The sequence below is a fragment of the Actinomadura sp. NPDC000929 genome, assembly GCF_040492065.1.
GTDB lineage: Bacteria > Actinomycetota > Actinomycetes > Streptosporangiales > Streptosporangiaceae > Spirillospora > Spirillospora verrucosospora.
In genome coordinates, this window is record NZ_JBEUPA010000062.1 from 1 (window position 1) to 15947 (window position 15947).

The 15947-nt window shown below is 70.6% G+C and carries 14 protein-coding genes; 8 read left to right on the forward strand and 6 right to left on the reverse strand.

From position 1 onward, the window contains the following. Nucleotides 1-152: 152 nt before the first annotated feature. The gene (gene miaB / locus ABWI04_RS21810) at nucleotides 153-1694 is read right to left on the reverse strand and encodes a tRNA (N6-isopentenyl adenosine(37)-C2)-methylthiotransferase MiaB (RefSeq protein WP_353833598.1); all 1542 of its coding nucleotides are present in this window, start codon (nucleotides 1692-1694) and stop codon (nucleotides 153-155) included. 178 nt (nucleotides 1695-1872) lie between these two features. On the opposite strand from miaB, the gene ABWI04_RS21815 reads away from it, so the two are divergent. The 5 genes from ABWI04_RS21815 (at nucleotide 1873) to ABWI04_RS21835 (ending at nucleotide 7559) form a co-directional block, all read left to right on the forward strand. Beyond that, a complete protein-coding gene (locus ABWI04_RS21815) occupies nucleotides 1873-2688 on the forward strand; it encodes an amino acid ABC transporter ATP-binding protein (protein WP_345174329.1) in 816 nt (271 codons plus the stop codon). Nucleotides 2689-2726: 38 nt separating this feature from the next. After that, entirely contained in the window at nucleotides 2727-3596 is an 870-nt protein-coding gene (locus tag ABWI04_RS21820) for a glutamate ABC transporter substrate-binding protein (protein WP_345174328.1), read from the forward strand. Nucleotides 3597-3706: 110 nt separating this feature from the next. After that, nucleotides 3707-4390: an amino acid ABC transporter permease gene (locus ABWI04_RS21825; protein ID WP_345174326.1), complete on the forward strand. Its 684-nt coding sequence runs from the start codon at nucleotides 3707-3709 to the stop codon at nucleotides 4388-4390. Next, on the forward strand, nucleotides 4387-5370 hold the full coding sequence (locus tag ABWI04_RS21830) for an amino acid ABC transporter permease (protein ID WP_345174324.1): 984 nt from the start codon (nucleotides 4387-4389) through the stop codon (nucleotides 5368-5370). Before ABWI04_RS21825 ends, ABWI04_RS21830 begins: the two co-directional genes overlap by 4 nt. Nucleotides 5371-5546: 176 nt before the next feature. After that, nucleotides 5547-7559: a S9 family peptidase gene (locus tag ABWI04_RS21835; RefSeq protein WP_353833599.1), complete on the forward strand. Its 2013-nt coding sequence runs from the start codon at nucleotides 5547-5549 to the stop codon at nucleotides 7557-7559. Here the strand turns inward: ABWI04_RS21835 and ABWI04_RS21840 are convergent, their stop codons facing one another. The 4 genes from ABWI04_RS21840 to recA form a co-directional block, all read right to left on the reverse strand. Beyond that, nucleotides 7560-8792 (reverse strand): glycerophosphodiester phosphodiesterase family protein, encoded by a 1233-nt coding sequence (locus ABWI04_RS21840; protein ID WP_353833600.1) that lies wholly within the window; start codon nucleotides 8790-8792, stop codon nucleotides 7560-7562. It abuts the gene before it with no gap. 117 nt (nucleotides 8793-8909) lie between these two features. Further along, nucleotides 8910-10481, reverse strand: a complete 1572-nt coding sequence (gene rny, locus ABWI04_RS21845) for a ribonuclease Y (RefSeq protein WP_345174318.1) — start codon at nucleotides 10479-10481, stop codon at nucleotides 8910-8912. 703 nt (nucleotides 10482-11184) lie between these two features. Then, the gene (locus ABWI04_RS21850; protein WP_345174315.1) at nucleotides 11185-11703 is read right to left on the reverse strand and encodes a regulatory protein RecX; all 519 of its coding nucleotides are present in this window, start codon (nucleotides 11701-11703) and stop codon (nucleotides 11185-11187) included. Nucleotides 11704-11857: 154 nt separating this feature from the next. Then, nucleotides 11858-12991 (reverse strand): recombinase RecA, encoded by a 1134-nt coding sequence (gene recA / locus ABWI04_RS21855; RefSeq protein ID WP_353833601.1) that lies wholly within the window; start codon nucleotides 12989-12991, stop codon nucleotides 11858-11860. A gap of 242 nt (nucleotides 12992-13233) precedes the next feature. Here recA and ABWI04_RS21860 point away from each other — a divergent pair, with 242 nt between their 5' ends. The 3 genes from ABWI04_RS21860 (at nucleotide 13234) to ABWI04_RS21870 (ending at nucleotide 15740) form a co-directional block, all read left to right on the forward strand. After that, entirely contained in the window at nucleotides 13234-14100 is an 867-nt protein-coding gene (locus ABWI04_RS21860) for an ATP-grasp domain-containing protein (RefSeq protein ID WP_345174310.1), read from the forward strand. 110 nt (nucleotides 14101-14210) lie between these two features. After that, nucleotides 14211-14579: a hypothetical protein gene (locus ABWI04_RS21865; protein ID WP_345174308.1), complete on the forward strand. Its 369-nt coding sequence runs from the start codon at nucleotides 14211-14213 to the stop codon at nucleotides 14577-14579. Between the two features lie 3 nt (nucleotides 14580-14582). Then, a complete protein-coding gene (locus tag ABWI04_RS21870) occupies nucleotides 14583-15740 on the forward strand; it encodes a glutathionylspermidine synthase family protein (RefSeq protein ID WP_345174305.1) in 1158 nt (385 codons plus the stop codon). A 6-nt stretch (nucleotides 15741-15746) separates the two neighbouring features. Here ABWI04_RS21870 and ABWI04_RS21875 read toward each other — a convergent pair whose 3' ends face one another. Beyond that, nucleotides 15747-15941 carry a DUF3046 domain-containing protein gene (locus ABWI04_RS21875; RefSeq protein WP_345174304.1) on the reverse strand — a complete coding sequence of 65 codons (195 nt, stop codon included), beginning with the start codon at nucleotides 15939-15941 and terminating at the stop codon, nucleotides 15747-15749. Nucleotides 15942-15947: the final 6 nt, after the last annotated feature.

Here is a 15947-nt window from a genome sequence, read left to right on the forward strand (position 1 = left end):
CGGGACGGGCGGGCAGCCCGGCGAGACCGGCGGCCGCCCCGGCGCCGCGGGCGAGCACCCCGGCGGGACGGGCGGGCAGCCCGGCGGCGCGGGCGACCAGCCCGGCGGCACGGGCGGGCCGCCGTCCTAGACCGGCCCGATCACACCGCGGTTCAGGGGCGGGTCGAGCAGCCCGGCGCGGACGCGGCGGGCTGGGCCGGGCGCCCGATCGACGGCATGCCCAGCGACACGCCGCCGGCCCCGCCGCCTCCGCCCTGCCGCGCCTCCCACGCGTCGCCGGCGCGCGTCCGGCGGACGCCCAGCGCGGGCTTGTCGGCGACCAGGTGGTGCGGCGCGGCGTAGGTGATCTCGACGGTGACCATGTCGCCGGGGCGGACCGGCTCCTCCGGCACGCCGAAGTGGACGAGCCGGTTGTCGGGCGCCCGCCCGGAGAGCCGGCGCGTCGCCTCGTCCTTGCGGCCCTCGCCCTCGGCGACCAGGACCTCCAGGGTCCGGCCGAGCTGCTTGCGGTTCTCCGCCCAGGAGATCTCCTCCTGCAGGGCGACGAGCCGCTCGTAGCGCTCCTGGACGACCTGCTTCGGCAGCTGGCCGTCCATGGTCGCCGCCGGGGTGCCGGGGCGCTTGGAGTACTGGAACGTGAACGCCGACGAGAACCGGGCCTCCCGCACCACGTGCAGGGTTTCCTCGAAGTCGGCCTCGGTCTCGCCGGGGAAGCCGACGATGATGTCGGTGGTGATCGCCGCGTCCGGGATCGCGGCCCGGACCTTCTCGATGATGCCGAGGTAGCGCGCCTGCCGGTACGACCGGCGCATCGCGCGCAGCACCGCGTCCGAACCGGACTGCAGCGGCATGTGCAGGGACGGCATCACGTTCGGCGTCTCCGCCATCGCGGCGATCACGTCGTCGGTGAAGTCCTTCGGGTGCGGGGAGGTGAACCGGACCCGCTCCAGGCCCTCGACGCCGCCGCAGGCCCGCAGCAGCCCCGCGAACGCCGACTGCCCGCCCCCGGTCATCGCGCGGACCTCGTCGGGCGCGCCGGCCAGGGCACCGAAGCCCGAACCGTAGGCGTTGACGTTCTGGCCCAGCAGCGTGATCTCCAGGGCGCCCTCGGCGACCAGCGCCTCGACCTCGGCGAGGATCTCCCCCGGCCGGCGGTCGCGCTCCTTGCCGCGCAGGGACGGGACGATGCAGAACGTGCAGGTGTTGTTGCACCCCACGGAGATCGACACCCAGGCGGCGTAGGGGGACTCGCGGCGCGTCGGCAGCGTCGAGGGGAAGGTCACCAGCGACTCTTCGATCTCGACCTGCGCCTCGTCCCGCACCCGCGCGCGTTCGAGCAGCGCGGGCAGCGACCCGATGTTGTGCGTGCCGAACACCACGTCCACCCAGGGGGCGCGCTTGACGATGGTGTCGCGGTCCTTCTGGGCCAGGCAGCCGCCGACGGCGATCTGCATGCCGGGATGGCCGTCCTTCACGGGGCGCAGGTGGCCGAGGTTGCCGTAAAGGCGGTTGTCGGCGTTCTCCCGCACCGCGCATGTGTTGAAGACCACGACGTCGGGCTCGGCCTCCCCCGCGCGGACGTACCCGGCCGACTCCAGCAGCCCCGACAGCCGCTCGGAGTCGTGGACGTTCATCTGGCACCCGTAGGTACGGATCTCGTACGTACGGGGAGCCGTCTCCATTGGCGCACTCATGACAGTCATCCAGGTTACGGGCCCGGCGGGACATGGCGGAACGGGCGGCGCACCCCGCCGCCGCCTTTTATGATCACTCTCCGCCACGACCGAACCCCGTCCGACGTGGGTATTCGTGATCGTATCGGTACCGCGCGGCAACTCGGGCACTACCGGCGATGACATAAAGTCCGTGCCCATGACGGACAGCGAAAGCGGGCCCGAGCTCACCAAGACCGGGCCGGAGGACTCCACCCCGGAGCCTGCCGCCGCAGGTGGCCGGCCGCTCGTCGTAGTCGAGCACGTCAACAAGCACTTCGGCGAGCTGCACGTCCTCAAGGACATCAACCTCACCGTGAACTCCGGTGAGGTCGTCGTCGTCATCGGCCCCTCCGGCGGCGGTAAGTCGACCCTGTGCCGGTCGATCAACCGGCTGGAGCCGATCGACGAGGGCACGATCCTCGTGGACGGCAAGGAGCTGCCCAAGGAGGGCAAGGACCTCGCGAGGCTCCGCGCCGACGTGGGCATGGTGTTCCAGTCGTTCAACCTGTTCGCCCACAAGACGATCCTCGAGAACGTCACGCTCGGGCCGGTGAAGGTCCGCGGGCAGGGCAAGCAGGAGTCGCAGAAGCACGCGATGGAGCTGCTCGACCGGGTCGGCATCGCCAACCAGGCGCACAAGTACCCCGCGCAGCTGTCCGGCGGGCAGCAGCAGCGCGCCGCGATCGCGCGCTCCCTCGCGATGAAGCCGAAGGTGATGCTCTTCGACGAGCCCACCTCGGCGCTGGACCCGGAGATGGTCAACGAGGTCCTGGACGTCATGACGGGACTGGCCCGCGAGGGCATGACGATGATCGTCGTCACGCACGAGATGGGCTTCGCCCGCCGGGCCGCGCAGAAGGTCGTGTTCATGGCGGACGGCCAGATCGTCGAGGAGAACACCCCCGACGAGTTCTTCACCAACGCGCGGACCGAGCGCGCGAAGGACTTCCTTTCAAAGATCCTCACGCACTGAGCCGCGGGGCTCCGGCAGAGAGCAGAGGTAGGACGAGTATGCGAGTACGTCGTTTCGGCGCCCTCATCGGGGCGGGGATGGCGCTGTCGCTGGCGCTCAGCGCGTGCGGCAGCGACACCGAGAAGACCGAGGCCAAGACGGTCGTCCAGAAGGCCAAGGACGACAAGAAGCTGACCATCGGCATCAAGTTCGACCAGCCGGCGCTCGGTCTGAAGAAGCCCGACGGCAGCTTCGACGGCTTCGACGTCGACGTCGCCAAGTACATCGCGAAGTCGCTCGGCGTCCCCGAGAACGGCATCACGTTCAAGGAGACGACCTCCGCCAACCGCGAGTCGTTCCTCGGCGGCGGGCAGGTCGACCTCGTGGTCGCCACCTACTCCATCACCGACGCGCGCAAGTCGCAGGTGACCTTCGGCGGGCCGTACTACGTCGCCCACCAGGACACGATGGTCAAGGCTGACAACAGCAGCATCAAGAAGGCCACCGACCTCAAGGGCAAGAAGCTCTGCAAGGCGGCCGGCTCCAACTCCTTCCGCCGCATCACCGAGGGCCCGCCGGACGGCAAGCTCAACATCAAGGGCGTCACGCTGGTCGACGCCTCCAGCTACTCCGAGTGCGTGAGCAAGCTGAAGTCCGGCGCCCTGGACGCGGTCAGCACCGACGACCTGATCCTGGCCGGCTTCGCCAACCAGCAGAAGGGCTCGTTCAAGGTCATCAACGACCCCTTCACCGACGAGAAGTACGGCGTCGGCCTGAAGAAGGGCGACACCGAGACCTGCGAGGCCGTCAACAAGGCCATCTCCCAGATGTACTCCGACGGCACGGCCAAGACCCTGCTGGAGAAGCACTTCGCGGGCACCGGGCTCAAGCTCGTCACGACCGCCCCGCAGATGGAAGGCTGCGCCTGATCCAGGGCCGCGACTGACGCCCGTCACGCCGGCGCGTCCCCGACCAGCATCGCCCGGGGACGCGTCGGCCTGGCCTGACTCCCGCTGGAACGTGATGAAACAGCTGAGCAATGTTTGACTTCAGCCCGTTCTTCGACAACTTCGACGAGATCCTCCAAGGGTTCTGGGCGACCCTGCGCCTCGCGGCCGCCGCGGCGGTGCTGTCCCTGATCATCGGGACCCTCCTGGCGAGCTTCCGGGTCTCGCCGGTTCCGGTGCTCCGCGCGTTCGGCACGGGCTACGTCAACATCGTGCGCAACACGCCGCTCACCCTGGTGCTGCTGATGTGCAGCCTGGGCCTGAACGACATCCTCGCGCTGAAGTTCTCCGAGAACTCCTCGACGACCTACTACTGGTGGGCGGTCCTCGGCCTGTCGGCCTACACCGGCGCCTTCGTGTGCGAGACCCTGCGCTCGGGCATCAACACCGTCCCGCTGGGGCAGGCTGAGGCGGCCCGTTCGATCGGGCTGACCTTCACCCAGTCCCTCCGGATGATCATCCTGCCGCAGGCGTTCCGGGCGATCATCGCCCCGCTGGGCAGCGTGCTGATCGCGATGATCAAGAACACGACTGTGGCCGCGGCCGCGAGCTACGCCGAGGTCGCGCTGGTCACCAAGACGATCATCGACAAGCCCACGTTCGCCAACGGGGTCATCCCCCTCTTCCTCGGCGTGTCGATCGGCTTCCTGATCCTCACCCTGCCGACCGGATACTTCTTCGGCTGGCTCGCCAAGCGGATGGCGGTGGCGCGATGAGCAAGGAAGCGACCGTTCTCTTCGACATCCCCGGCCCCCGGGCCCGGGTGCGCAACGCGGTCCTGACCGCCGTCGTGTCGGTCGTGTTCGCGGCCGTCATGGCCGCGCTGATCTGGCGCCTCAGCGACAAGGGGCAGTTCGAGGAGAAGCTCTGGACGCCGTTCCTGAAGTGGACGGTGTGGAGGCACCTGCTCCTGCCCGGCCTGATGAACACGCTGAAGGCCGCCGTCGTCGCCACGGTCCTGGCCCTGCTGTTCGGCGTCGTGTTCGGGCTGGCCCGGCTGTCGGACCACTGGTGGGTCCGCGTTCCGGCCGGCGCCGTGGTGGAGTTCTTCCGCGGCATCCCGCTGCTGATCCTGATCTTCCTGGCGTTCTTCGTCCCGAACAAGATCAGCCCCGCGATCGCCGAGTCCCAGTTCGGCACCCTGCAGCGCTTCTCGGTGGACTACTTCTTCTCGATCTTCGGGGTGGAGATCAACGCCGGGACGGTCACCGTGCCCGCGTTCGCCGCGGTCGTGTTCGGCCTGACGATGTACAACGGCTCCGTGCTCGCCGAGGTGGTGCGCGCGGGCGTCCTGTCGATCCCGAAGGGGCAGTCGGAGGCCGCCTACTCCATCGGGCTCCGCAAGAACGGCGTCATGCGGCTGGTGCTGCTGCCGCAGGCGATCACGGTGATGATGCCGGCGATCGTGAGCCAGATCGTCGTCCTGCTCAAGGACACCGCGCTCGGGTTCATCATCGCCTACGGCGAGTTCCTGCAGGCCGGCTTCAAGCAGGTGCCGGCGAACTACAGCAACAACGTGCTCCAGGCCGGCATCGTCGTCGCGGTCATCTACATCGCGATCAACATGTCGCTGAGCCGCGTGGCCACGTGGCTGGAGGGGCGCAGCCGCCGCAGCCGCAAGACCGAGGCCAAGACGATGGGCTCGGGCGGCCCCGCTCCCGTCGCCGGGGTCGGGGTGACCCAGCAGACCGTCTGACGGATCCGCTCGTCCGCGAGGGGCGCCGCCGTTCTCCGGCGGCGCCCTCCGCTGTCTCCGGGGCGGGCGAACCCTGATGTTACCGGCGGGTTTCCCGGGGACGAGCTTGTATCTTTCCGAGCTCAAACGGCCCGTCATGGCCCCAACCGATCCCCGTATGCGGGACGATTCCTGTTATGACCGCTCGTGCGACCCTTCCCTACGGCTCATGGCCTTCACCCATCTCTGCGGCCGATGTCGCCCGCGCCCGGCTGCGCCTCAGCTTCCCCACCGTCGCGGGCGACGACGTGTGGTGGCAGGAGACGCGGCCTGAGGAGGGCGGACGGGCCACGGTCGTCCATCTGAAGGACGGTCATCGCACCGAGCTGCTGCAGGCCCCGTGGGACGCGCGCACCCGCGTCCACGAGTACGGCGGCCGGTCCTACCTGCCGGTCCGCACCGGCGCGGGATGGTCCGTCGTGTTCTCCAACTACGAGGACCAGCGGCTGCACCGGCTCGACGAGGGCGACCCGAAGCCGTACCCGCTGACACCCGAGCCCGCCGTCCCGGCGGGCCTGCGGTACGCCGACTACGTCCTGTCCCCGGACGGGACGGAGGTCTGGTGCGTCTGCGAGGGCCACATCGCCGAGCCCACGACCCCCGAGGCCGAGCAGGGCGCCGAAGAGCAGCCCGCCACGGGCATCCGGCGCGCCATCGTCGCCGTCCCGCTGGACGGCAGCGCCGCCGGCGACGCCGGCGCGATCCGCGAACTGGTCTCGGGCGCGCAGTTCTACGCGGGCCCCGTGCCGTCCCCCGGCGGAGGGCACCTGGCGTGGGTGCAGTGGAACCACCCCCGCATGCCGTGGGACGGCACCGAGGTGCGCGTCGCGGCGATCGAGGACGGCGCGGTGGTCTCGCCCCGCACCGTCAAGGGCGGCCTCACCGAGTCGGCCCTGGCGCCGCTCTGGCGCGACGACGAGTCCCTGTACGTGATCTCCGACTGGCCCGGCTGGTGGAACATCTACCAGGTCGGCCTGCACGGGGAGTCCGCGCAGGCGCTCTACCCGGCCGAGGAGGAGTTCGCCGCGCCGCTGTGGCAGCTCGGCGGCATGCCGTACGCGCTGCTCGGCGACGGGCGCCTCGCCGTCCTGCACGGCGAGGGCGACATGCGGCTCGGCGTGTACGACACCGACACCCTCGACCTCGTCGACCTGGAGGTCCCCTACGAGCACTGGGCGCCGCAGCTGTCCACGGACGGCTCGACGATCGTGGGGATCGCCGGCGGCCCGGACCTGCCGGCCTCGGTGGTGCGGGTCGACACCACCACCGGGCGCGTGGAGGGGCTGCGCCGGGAGCGGGCCGAGGTGCCCGACGTCGCGTACCTGTCCCGGCCGCGCGCCGAGCGCCTGGAGGGGCCGTTCGGCCGCCCCGTCCACGCCTACGTGTTCCCGCCGACCAACCCGGAGGCGGCCGGGCCGGACGACGAGCTGCCGCCCTACGTGGTGTTCGTGCACGGCGGGCCCACCGGGCGCGTGTCGACGGTGCTCGACATGGAGCGCGCGTACTTCACCAGCCGCGGCATCGGCGTGATCGACGTCAACTACGGCGGGTCGGCCGGCTACGGCCGCGCCTACCGGGAGCGGCTGCGCCGCCAGTGGGGCGTGGTCGACGTCGAGGACGCCGTCGCCGCCGCCCGCGCCCTCGTCGACGGCGGCATCGCCGACCCGGCGCGGCTGGCGATCCGCGGCGGCTCGGCCGGGGGCTGGACGACGCTCGCGGCGATCACGCAGACCGACGTGTTCAAGGCCGCCACGTCCTACTTCGGGATCAGCGACCTGCAGCGCTTCGCCGAGAGCACCCACGACTTCGAGTCCCACTACCTGTTCGGCCTCATCGGCCCCCTCCCCGGATTCGAGCGCGCCTACGAGGAGCGCTCGCCGATCAACCGCGCCGACCGCACGGCCTGCCCCGTCCTGCTCCTGCAAGGGCTGAGCGACCCGATCGTGCCGCCGGACCAGTCCGAACGGTTCGCGCAGGCGCTGGCCGAGAAGAAGATGCCGTACGCCTACCTCACCTTCGAGGGCGAGTCGCACGGCTTCCGCAAGGCCGACACGGTGATCCGCTGCCTGGAGGCGGAGCTGGCGTTCTACGGCCAGACCCTCGGGTTCGAGCCTCGCGGCGTCGAACCCGTCGACCTCACGATCGGCTGATCAGGGAACGATGTAGGAGGAGATGTCGAGCAGCGTGTGGTCGGCACGGAAGAACGACACCGTGTCCCCTGAGGTGTTGTTCAGGAAGCCGACCGTCAGGCCGTTGTAGTAGGCGTCGGGGCGGTTCGTGCCCGGGCCGACGTAGACGCGCAGCAGGCTGCCCGGCGGGATCACGTATCCGGGGCCGATCCGCATCAGGTTGCTCGCCTGGTCGCGCAGGTAGCCGCCGCTGACGTCGACCGGCCTGGACGTCGTGTTGCGCAGCACCACGTGCTCGCTCTTCTCCGGCTGGGCGTCGTCGCCGCTCGGGTCGGGGAAGACGCTGTCGATCACGACGCCGTTCGCGCCGGGGAAGGGCCCGCGGCCGTCGAGGATCCGCCGGGTGGTGGCGGGGAAGTTCGTCGCGAGCCAGTCGTAGCCCTGGTTCGCCCCCATGGAGACCTCGGCCGGGCTGTCCACCGGGTCGCTGAACACCTTCAGGCCCTTGGCGTGCGCGCGCCTGACGTCGTCGGCGCTGGTCGCCCTGGGGTGGGCGTACACGCTGACCGTCCAGCCCGCCAGAGCGGTCAGCTCGTCGTCGGAGAGCATCTTCCCGCCGGTCAGGTAGGACAGCTGGACCTTGGGCGCGGACGCGTGGAACTCCTTGAGCGCCTCCTGGTCGCGGGAGTGGACCTGCACCCGGTAGGCCCCCGACCTGAGCGTGCCGCCGTCGGTGAGGCCCGCCGCGTTCAGCTCCCCGGCGAGCAGCGTGGCGATCCCCGGGCTGTTGGCGGGCGCCTTCAGCTCCAGGCTGAGCCCGGTGTCCCTGTCCCTGACGGCGAGCAGCTCCTTCAGGGTGGGCACCCGCTGGCCCGCGTACCGGGCGTCGAACCAGGACCCGGCGTCCAGCTTCTTGATCTCGGCCAGCGTGAACTGGCCCACCCTCCACGGGGCCCGGTCGGGGAAGACCTGCTCGACGTCGGTGGTCCGGGCGAGGGTGTCGTCGTGCACGAGCACGATCTGCTTGTCGGCCGTGAGCTGCACGTCGCCCTCCAGCACGTCGGCCCGGTCGCGGACCCCGTCGCGGTAGGACGCGAGCGTCTCCTCGGGGGCCTGCCCCGGCGACCCGCGATGCCCGACGATCACTGCGTGCGCCCGCTTCCCCGCGGCCTGCGGCGCGGCCTGGGCACTGCCCGCGAAGGCGAGGGCGGCGGCCAGCACGGCCCCGCCCCCGATCATGGCGATCCTGTTCACGCAATCCTCCCGCCTGGAAATGACTTGATCATCACCGCGGGAGCTTGCGAACACCAGACCGGCCGCTTAATTTCCCCCAAACCCCATCGAACCGACCGGTCGCCGGATCGCGGCCGGTCAGCGGGCGAACTCGATCGCCCGGGACTCCCGGACGACCGTGACCCGGATCTGGCCGGGATAGGTCAGCTCGTCCTCGACCTGCTTGGCGATGTCGCGGGCGATCACCTGCGCCTGGATGTCGTCGACCGCGTCGGGCTTCACCATCACCCGGATCTCGCGGCCCGCCTGCATCGCGAAGACCTTCTCCACGCCCTCGTGCCGGTCGCGGGCGATCTCCTCCAGCCGCTCCAGCCGCTTGACGTAGGCCTCCAGCGACTCGCGGCGCGCCCCCGGCCGGCTGCCGCTCACCGCGTCGGCGGCCTGGGTGAGCACGGCCTCCACGGTCCGGACCTCGACCTCGTTGTGGTGCGCCTCGATCGCGTGGACGACGTCCTCGTGCTCGCCGTAGCGGCGGGCGATCTCGGCGCCGATCAGCGCGTGGCTGCCCTCCACCTCGTGCGTGAGCGCCTTGCCGATGTCGTGCAGCAGCGTGCACCGCTTGGCGACCTCCACCGGCAGCCGCAGCTCGCCCGCCATGATCCCCGCGATGTGCGCGGACTCGATCAGGTGCTTGAGCACGTTCTGCCCGTAGGACGTCCGGTACCGCAGCTGGCCGAGCAGCGCGATCAGCTCCGGGTGCATGTCGGCGATCCCGACTTCGACCAGGGCGTCCTCGCCGGCGCGGACGCACAGTTGCTCGACGTCACTGCGGCTGCGCTCGTAGATCTCCTCGATCCGCTGCGGGTGGATCCGGCCGTCCAGGACGAGCTTCTCCAGCGTCAGGCGCCCGACCTCGCGCCGCACGGGGTCGAAGCAGCTCAGCAGAACCGCCTCCGGCGTGTCGTCGATGATGAGGTTCACGCCCGTGGTGGTCTCGAAGGCGCGGATGTTGCGCCCCTCGCGGCCGATGATGCGGCCCTTCATCTCGTCGCTCGGCAGGTGCAGGACCGACACCACCGACTCGGCCGTCTGCTCGCTGGCGACCCGCTGGATCGCCAGCGTCACGATCTTGCGGGCGCGCTTGTCGCCCTCCGCCCTGGCCGCGTTCTCGATCTCCCGGACGATCGGGATCGACTCCCGCTTCGCCTGGTTCTCGATCGCCGCGACGAGCTCGCCCTTGGCCTGCTCGGCGGTCAGCCCGGCCGCCTGCTCCAGGACCTTGCGGCGCTCCTCGGCGATGCCGTCGAGCTCCTGCCCGCGGGCCTCCAGCGCCTTCTTGGTCTCGGCGAGCCGCCCCTGCCACTCCTCCAGGCGGCGCACCTCGGTGTCGAGCCGCTGCTCCCGCTCGGCGAGCCGCGCCTCCCGGCGCTCCAGGTCCTCCCGGACGGTGCGGAGGTCGTCCCGGAGGGTCCTGCCCTCCTCGTCGAGCTCGGCGCGCCCGGCGGCGGCGGCCTGCTGCGCCTCACGCTCGGCCTTCTCCAGGACGGCCCGCGCGTCCTTCGCGGCCCTCTCCCTGATCTCGTCCGCCTCGCCCTGCGCCCGGGCCATCTCGGCCGCGGCCCTCCCGGGCGTGCCGGGGCGCCGCACCAGAACGATCACGAGAGCGACCAGGGTCACCAGCAGCGCTGCACCCAGCAGGACGCTCTCCATGAGGCAGATCCTTCCTCGCCGCGGGCCCGTCCGGAGTACAGGCCCTGCCTAGCGAGGACTTACTCGCGCGCGCGGATGCACGACATCGCGGGACGGCGCGGCGGCGCGCCCCGGCGATCCGGCCGAATCCGGTCGACGAAGCTGTCCTTTATGCCTCTCAGCTGCTGGAACGTGCTCGGTCGTATGGCAATCCGCGAGACGCGGAGTAACTCCTCACTGCCGTAACGGTAAGCGGCACAGAGGTAATGAGCAAGCAAACGACGGGCATTCCGGACTAACCGAACGTCGGCGTGACTCCTTCCTTACCGCCTCCCCTGACCCCCGTCCCCCGCTCCGACCTGCACCATCACACCGTCACCCGCCCCCGCCTCCGGCCCCCTTCCGGACACCGCCCCACCACCCCCGGCGTGTCGCTCCCACCCGCAAGACCCACCCGGCCGGTCAGTCACCACCGGCAGCAGATCCTTCGGGTCGGTGCCACCGCTGACCGAGGCCCTCCGTGGGCCCCTGCGAGACGCAACGAGCCGGTCAGCCGACCAGGAGTGGGGAGACTCTCGGGGGTGAAGCTCTTTACGGCTGACGGTCACGCGGACCGCTCCAGCGCTGGGAAACGGCCCGAGGACGCCTCCCGCTCCCCAGTGTCCCCGTCCCGCCGCGGGGTGGCGGTGTTTTCTTCGGTGCCTGGTGCGGTGTGGCGGGTTGGTCAGTCGGGAGGGGCTGGGAGGGCTTCGGGGTCGGTGCCCTCTTCTGCCAGGGCTTCCTTGACCACTCGGTAGGCCAGGGCGGGTGAGTAGCCCCTACGGGCGAGCATGCCTACCAGGCGGCGCATGCGTTTGGCCGGGTCGGCGCCTCGGGTGGACGGGAGCTTGCGGGCGACCAGGGCGCGGGCCGTCTGCTCCTCCTGGTCGGGGTCCAGGGTCTCCACGGCGTCGTTGACGGTCTCGTTGGCAACGCCCCGGCGGCGGAGCTCGGCGGCGAGGGCCCGCTTGCCCAGGCCTCGGCCGGCGTGCCTGGACTGGACCCATGCCTGGGCGAAGGCCTCGTCGTCGATGAGGCCGACGTCGGTGAAGCGGCCCAGGACGCGTTCGGCGACGTCGTCGGGGATGTGCTTGCGCTGCAGGGCCTCCGCCAGCTGGGCCCGGGTGCGGGGGGAGGCGGACAGGAGGCGCAGGCAGATCTCGCGCGCCTTCGCCTCTGGGCCGTTCTCGCCCGCGGCCGTCACGGGGAGCCGGCGGGGGCGGAGGCCATGGGAGCGGCGGCGCCATCGGGGAAGTTCCGGGCACCGGTCGTGCGGTGCCGGGTAAGGCGCCGCCGCCCTGCATACGAGATCATCGCTTACTCTTCGTCAAGAGTCACCCGTCTCGGAGGATTCCTTGTCAGGAATCACCCGTTTTGGCGGCCTTGGCGCCCCTTTTCGCGGCGGGGGCCTTGACCGGGGCGGGAGCGGGAGGCTCGGGCGCGGCGCCGGCGGCGCCCGCGGCGCCCGCGGCGGCGGGCTCGGCCTCCTTGTCGACCTTCGGGCCGATGCCGAGCTTCTCCTTGATCTTCTTCTCGATGCCGTCGGCCAGGTCGGGGTTGGCCTTGAGGAAGTTGCGGGCGTTCTCCTTGCCCTGGCCGAGTTGGTCGCCGTCGTAGGTGTACCAGGCGCCGGACTTGCGGACGAAGCCGTGCTCCACGCCGAGGTCGATCAGGCCGCCCTCGCGGCTGATGCCCAGGCCGTAGAGGAGGTCGAAGTCGGCGACGCGGAAGGGCGGGGCCATCTTGTTCTTGACGACCTTGACGCGGACGCGGTTGCCGACGGCCTCGGTGCCGTCCTTGAGCGTCTCGATGCGGCGGACGTCGAGGCGGACGGAGGCGTAGAACTTCAGCGCGCGGCCGCCGGTGGTGGTCTCCGGGGAGCCGAACATGACGCCGACCTTCTCGCGGAGCTGGTTGATGAAGATGGCGGTGGTCTTGGTCTGGTTGATGGCGCCGGTGAGCTTGCGCAGGGCCTGCGACATGAGGCGGGCCTGGAGGCCGACGTGGCTGTCGCCCATCTCGCCCTCGATCTCGGCGCGGGGCACCAGCGCGGCGACGGAGTCGATGACGACGATGTCGATCGCGCCGGAGCGGATCAGCATGTCGGTGATCTCCAGGGCCTGCTCGCCGGTGTCGGGCTGGGAGACCAGCAGGGCGTCGATGTCGACGCCGAGCTTGGAGGCGTACTCGGGGTCGAGCGCGTGCTCCGCGTCGACGAAGGCGGCGATGCCGCCCATCCTCTGGATGCTCGCGACGGCGTGGAGCGCGATGGAGGTCTTGCCGGAGCCCTCGGGGCCGTACACCTCGACGACGCGGCCGCGCGGCAGGCCGCCGATGCCGAGGGCGATGTCGAGCGAGATCGCGCCGGTGGGGATCACCTCGACGGGCGCCCGCGCCTCCTCGCCCATCCGCATGACCGACCCCTTGCCGAACTGCCGCTCGATCTGGGCGAGTGCGGTCTCGAGAGCCTTCTCCCGGTCGTTCGCTGCCATGAGATGTCCTTCTCGTTGAGATGTGTCGGCTCTCGGCCGCTGCTTGCGATGTCGAGGGCGACGTTACGGCGGGCCACCGACACTTTCGACCGCGGCGCGGTCCGATGACGCCGCCGCGGGACCCGCCCAGCTTACCGAACATCCGTTCGATCATCGTCCCGCATGCCGATTTGCGGCGGAATCTCCGTGCGATCGATGGTCTCGACCCCGTAACCTGGCGGGGTTGACGGAGGGTTCCAATCATGACGCTGACCGTCCTCTTCTGCGTCGATCCGCTCCATCCCCGGCGCGTTGACCCCCACTTCGCCCGTGAGGCCGCCGCCGTGCGGGACCACTACGGCGAGATCGCACTCATCGACCACGACGCGCTGCGGCGCGGGGACGTCGAGGACGCGGTCGACGCGGCGCCCTCCGACCTGGGCCCGGTCTGGTACCGCGGGTGGATGCTCTCGGCGGAGGAGTACGGCGCGATGGCCGCCGCCCTGAAGCGCCGCGGAACGGTGCTCCTGACGCATCCGGACGACTACCGCCGCGCGCACGAGCTGCCGGGATGGCACGACACGTTCGCGGGGCTGACCCCGCACAGCGTCTGGCGCCCTCTCGGCACCGGCCAGGACCCCGGTCCCCTCGCCGAGCTGGGTGAGCTCGTCAGGCCGCTGCGCGGCGGGCCCGGTGTGGTCAAGGACTACGTGAAGTCGTGCAAGCACGAGTGGGAAGAGGCGTGCTTCGTCCCCGACGTGAAGAACCTCGCGCAACTGCACGACATCGCGGCGAAGATGGTCGCGCTGCGCGACGACCATCTGGCCGGCGGCCTCGTCGTGCGGGAGTTCGAGCAGTACGAGGAAGGCGAGGCGCGCGTGTGGTGGGTGGACGGCGAACCCGCTCTGGTGGGCCCGCATCCCGACAGCCCCGGCGTGGAGCTCGATCCGGACCTGGGCGCGGTGGCCCCCGCCGTCCGCGCCCTGGGGTGCCGGTTCATCACCACCGACCTGGCCCGCCGCGCGGACGGCGCCTGGCGCGTGGTGGAGGTCGGCGACGGCCAGGTCAGCGACCTGCCCTCGTCGGTGGACGCGATGGACCTCTACGCCCATCTCCCCGTGCCCGAATAGCAGTCGCACAGGTGATGTGGCCGTGATCGAACCGGATTAGGGTTTTCGCCGTCTCATCACCTGTGGCCCTCGGCCGCCGATCGATCCCTCCGCGAGAAGGACGTGTTCCCTTGCCCCCTCAGGAGCCCACTCGCCGGCTCAGCTCCCGCGCCGTGAAGGTGGGGATGGTGAGCGCCCTGTCGTTGACCCTCGTCGCCTGCGGTTCCGGTTCGACGACGGCGAGATGCGTGGACCGCAACGCGCCGGCCAAGGGCAAGGGCGGCTACAAGGTCGTCCCGGACGACAACTGCAACGCCGGCGACATCGACGACGGGGCCAACAACGCCTACAACCGCTACTTCTGGTACTACGGCGGGAAGAGCCGGTCCGGCTTCGTGTCCGGCGGCAGCCAGTACCGTCCCGAGGGGAAGATCAAGTCGAGTGGCGGGCGGACGCTGAGCCGGGGCGGGTTCGGCGGCGGCGGCCGGGGCGGGAGCTGACCCGTGCGCCGAGTCCGTTCCGCGCCGCGCGAGGGCTGGGCGGAGAAGGTCGAGGCGCACGGCCTGGCCTTCCACCGCACCGCGCACCCCGAGCATCTGACCCGGCCCTACTGGGACGAGTCCGTGCACTACGTCTTCGACATGGACGAGGTCCTGGCCCTCGAAGGCGTCGTCGAGGAACTGCACCGGATGTGCCTGGACGTGGTGGAGCACGTCGTGTCCACCGGTCGTTACCACGTCCTCGGCATCCCCGACTGGGTGGCGCCCCTGATCGAGGAGTCGTGGCGGCGCGGCGACCCGCACCTGTACGGGCGGTTCGATCTGCGCTACGACGGCAAGGGGCCCGCCAAGCTCCTGGAGTACAACGCCGATACGCCGACCGCGCTTGTGGAGAGCTCCGTCGTCCAGTGGTACTGGCTGCAGGACACCCACCCCGAGGACGACCAGTGGAACTCCATCCACGAGCGGTTCGTGGCGCGCTGGAAGGAGTTGGCGCCCACCGTGGGCGGCGGGCCCGTCCACTTCGCCTGGACCACCGGTGACGAGACCGGCGAGGAGGTCATGACGATCGCCTACATGCAGGAGACCGCCGAGGAGGCGGGCCTGCCCGGCGTGGCGATCGCCATGGAGGACATCGGCTGGGACCCCGCGCGCGGACGCTTCGTCGACCTCGACGAGCAAGCGATCGGGACGCTCTGCAAGCTCTACCCCTGGGAGTGGATCGTCGCCGAGCCGTTCGGGAGCAACATCCCGGGGACGCCGACGTCGTGGATAGAGCCGATCTGGAAGATGGTGCTCTCCAACAAGGCGCTGCTCGTTCTGCTGTGGGAGCTGTTCCCCGGCCACCCCAACCTGCTGCCCACCTACCTCAACACTCCGTCGAACCTGACGTCCTATGTGCAGAAGCCGCTGCTCGGGCGGGAGGGCGCGAGCATGCGCATCGTCACGCCGGACGGTTCCGAGCAGCGGACCCAGGGCGACTACGGCGCGGAGGGGTACGTCTTCCAGGAGTTCTGCGCGCTGCCGGAGTTCGACGGCGAACACCCCGTGCTCGGCGCGTGGGTGGTCCACGACGGGGCCGCGGGCATCGGTATCAGGGAGACGTCCGGGCTCATCACCGACGACACGTCGTCCTTCGTCCCGCACCGCATCGCGCTGTAGACGGCCCTAGCGCAGGGTCGCGGGGACGTCGAAGGTGGCCACGACCGCCTGCCAGACCTTCTTGGCGGATTCACCCTCAGCGAGGGCCTGTTCGATGGTGCGGCCGCCCAGCTCGGCCATGACGTAGTCCTTGGCCACGCTCTCGGCGTAGTGCTCGCCGAACTGCTGGTTCATCCGATCCCAGAAGAGTGTTAGCCGCACGTGTCC

What these genes read in the sequence shown, in the direction of transcription:
- miaB (WP_353833598.1), bottom strand. Translation starts at nt 1,694, where the DNA reads ATGAGTGCGCCAATGGAGACGGCTCCCCGTACGTACGAGATCCGTACC.
- ABWI04_RS21815 (WP_345174329.1), top strand. Translation starts at nt 1,873, where the DNA reads ATGACGGACAGCGAAAGCGGGCCCGAGCTCACCAAGACCGGGCCGGAG.
- ABWI04_RS21820 (WP_345174328.1), top strand. Translation starts at nt 2,727, where the DNA reads ATGCGAGTACGTCGTTTCGGCGCCCTCATCGGGGCGGGGATGGCGCTG.
- ABWI04_RS21825 (WP_345174326.1), top strand. Translation starts at nt 3,707, where the DNA reads ATGTTTGACTTCAGCCCGTTCTTCGACAACTTCGACGAGATCCTCCAA.
- ABWI04_RS21830 (WP_345174324.1), top strand. Translation starts at nt 4,387, where the DNA reads ATGAGCAAGGAAGCGACCGTTCTCTTCGACATCCCCGGCCCCCGGGCC.
- ABWI04_RS21835 (WP_353833599.1), top strand. Translation starts at nt 5,547, where the DNA reads ATGACCGCTCGTGCGACCCTTCCCTACGGCTCATGGCCTTCACCCATC.
- rny (WP_345174318.1), bottom strand. Translation starts at nt 10,481, where the DNA reads ATGGAGAGCGTCCTGCTGGGTGCAGCGCTGCTGGTGACCCTGGTCGCT.
- recA (WP_353833601.1), bottom strand. Translation starts at nt 12,991, where the DNA reads ATGGCAGCGAACGACCGGGAGAAGGCTCTCGAGACCGCACTCGCCCAG.
- ABWI04_RS21860 (WP_345174310.1), top strand. Translation starts at nt 13,234, where the DNA reads ATGACGCTGACCGTCCTCTTCTGCGTCGATCCGCTCCATCCCCGGCGC.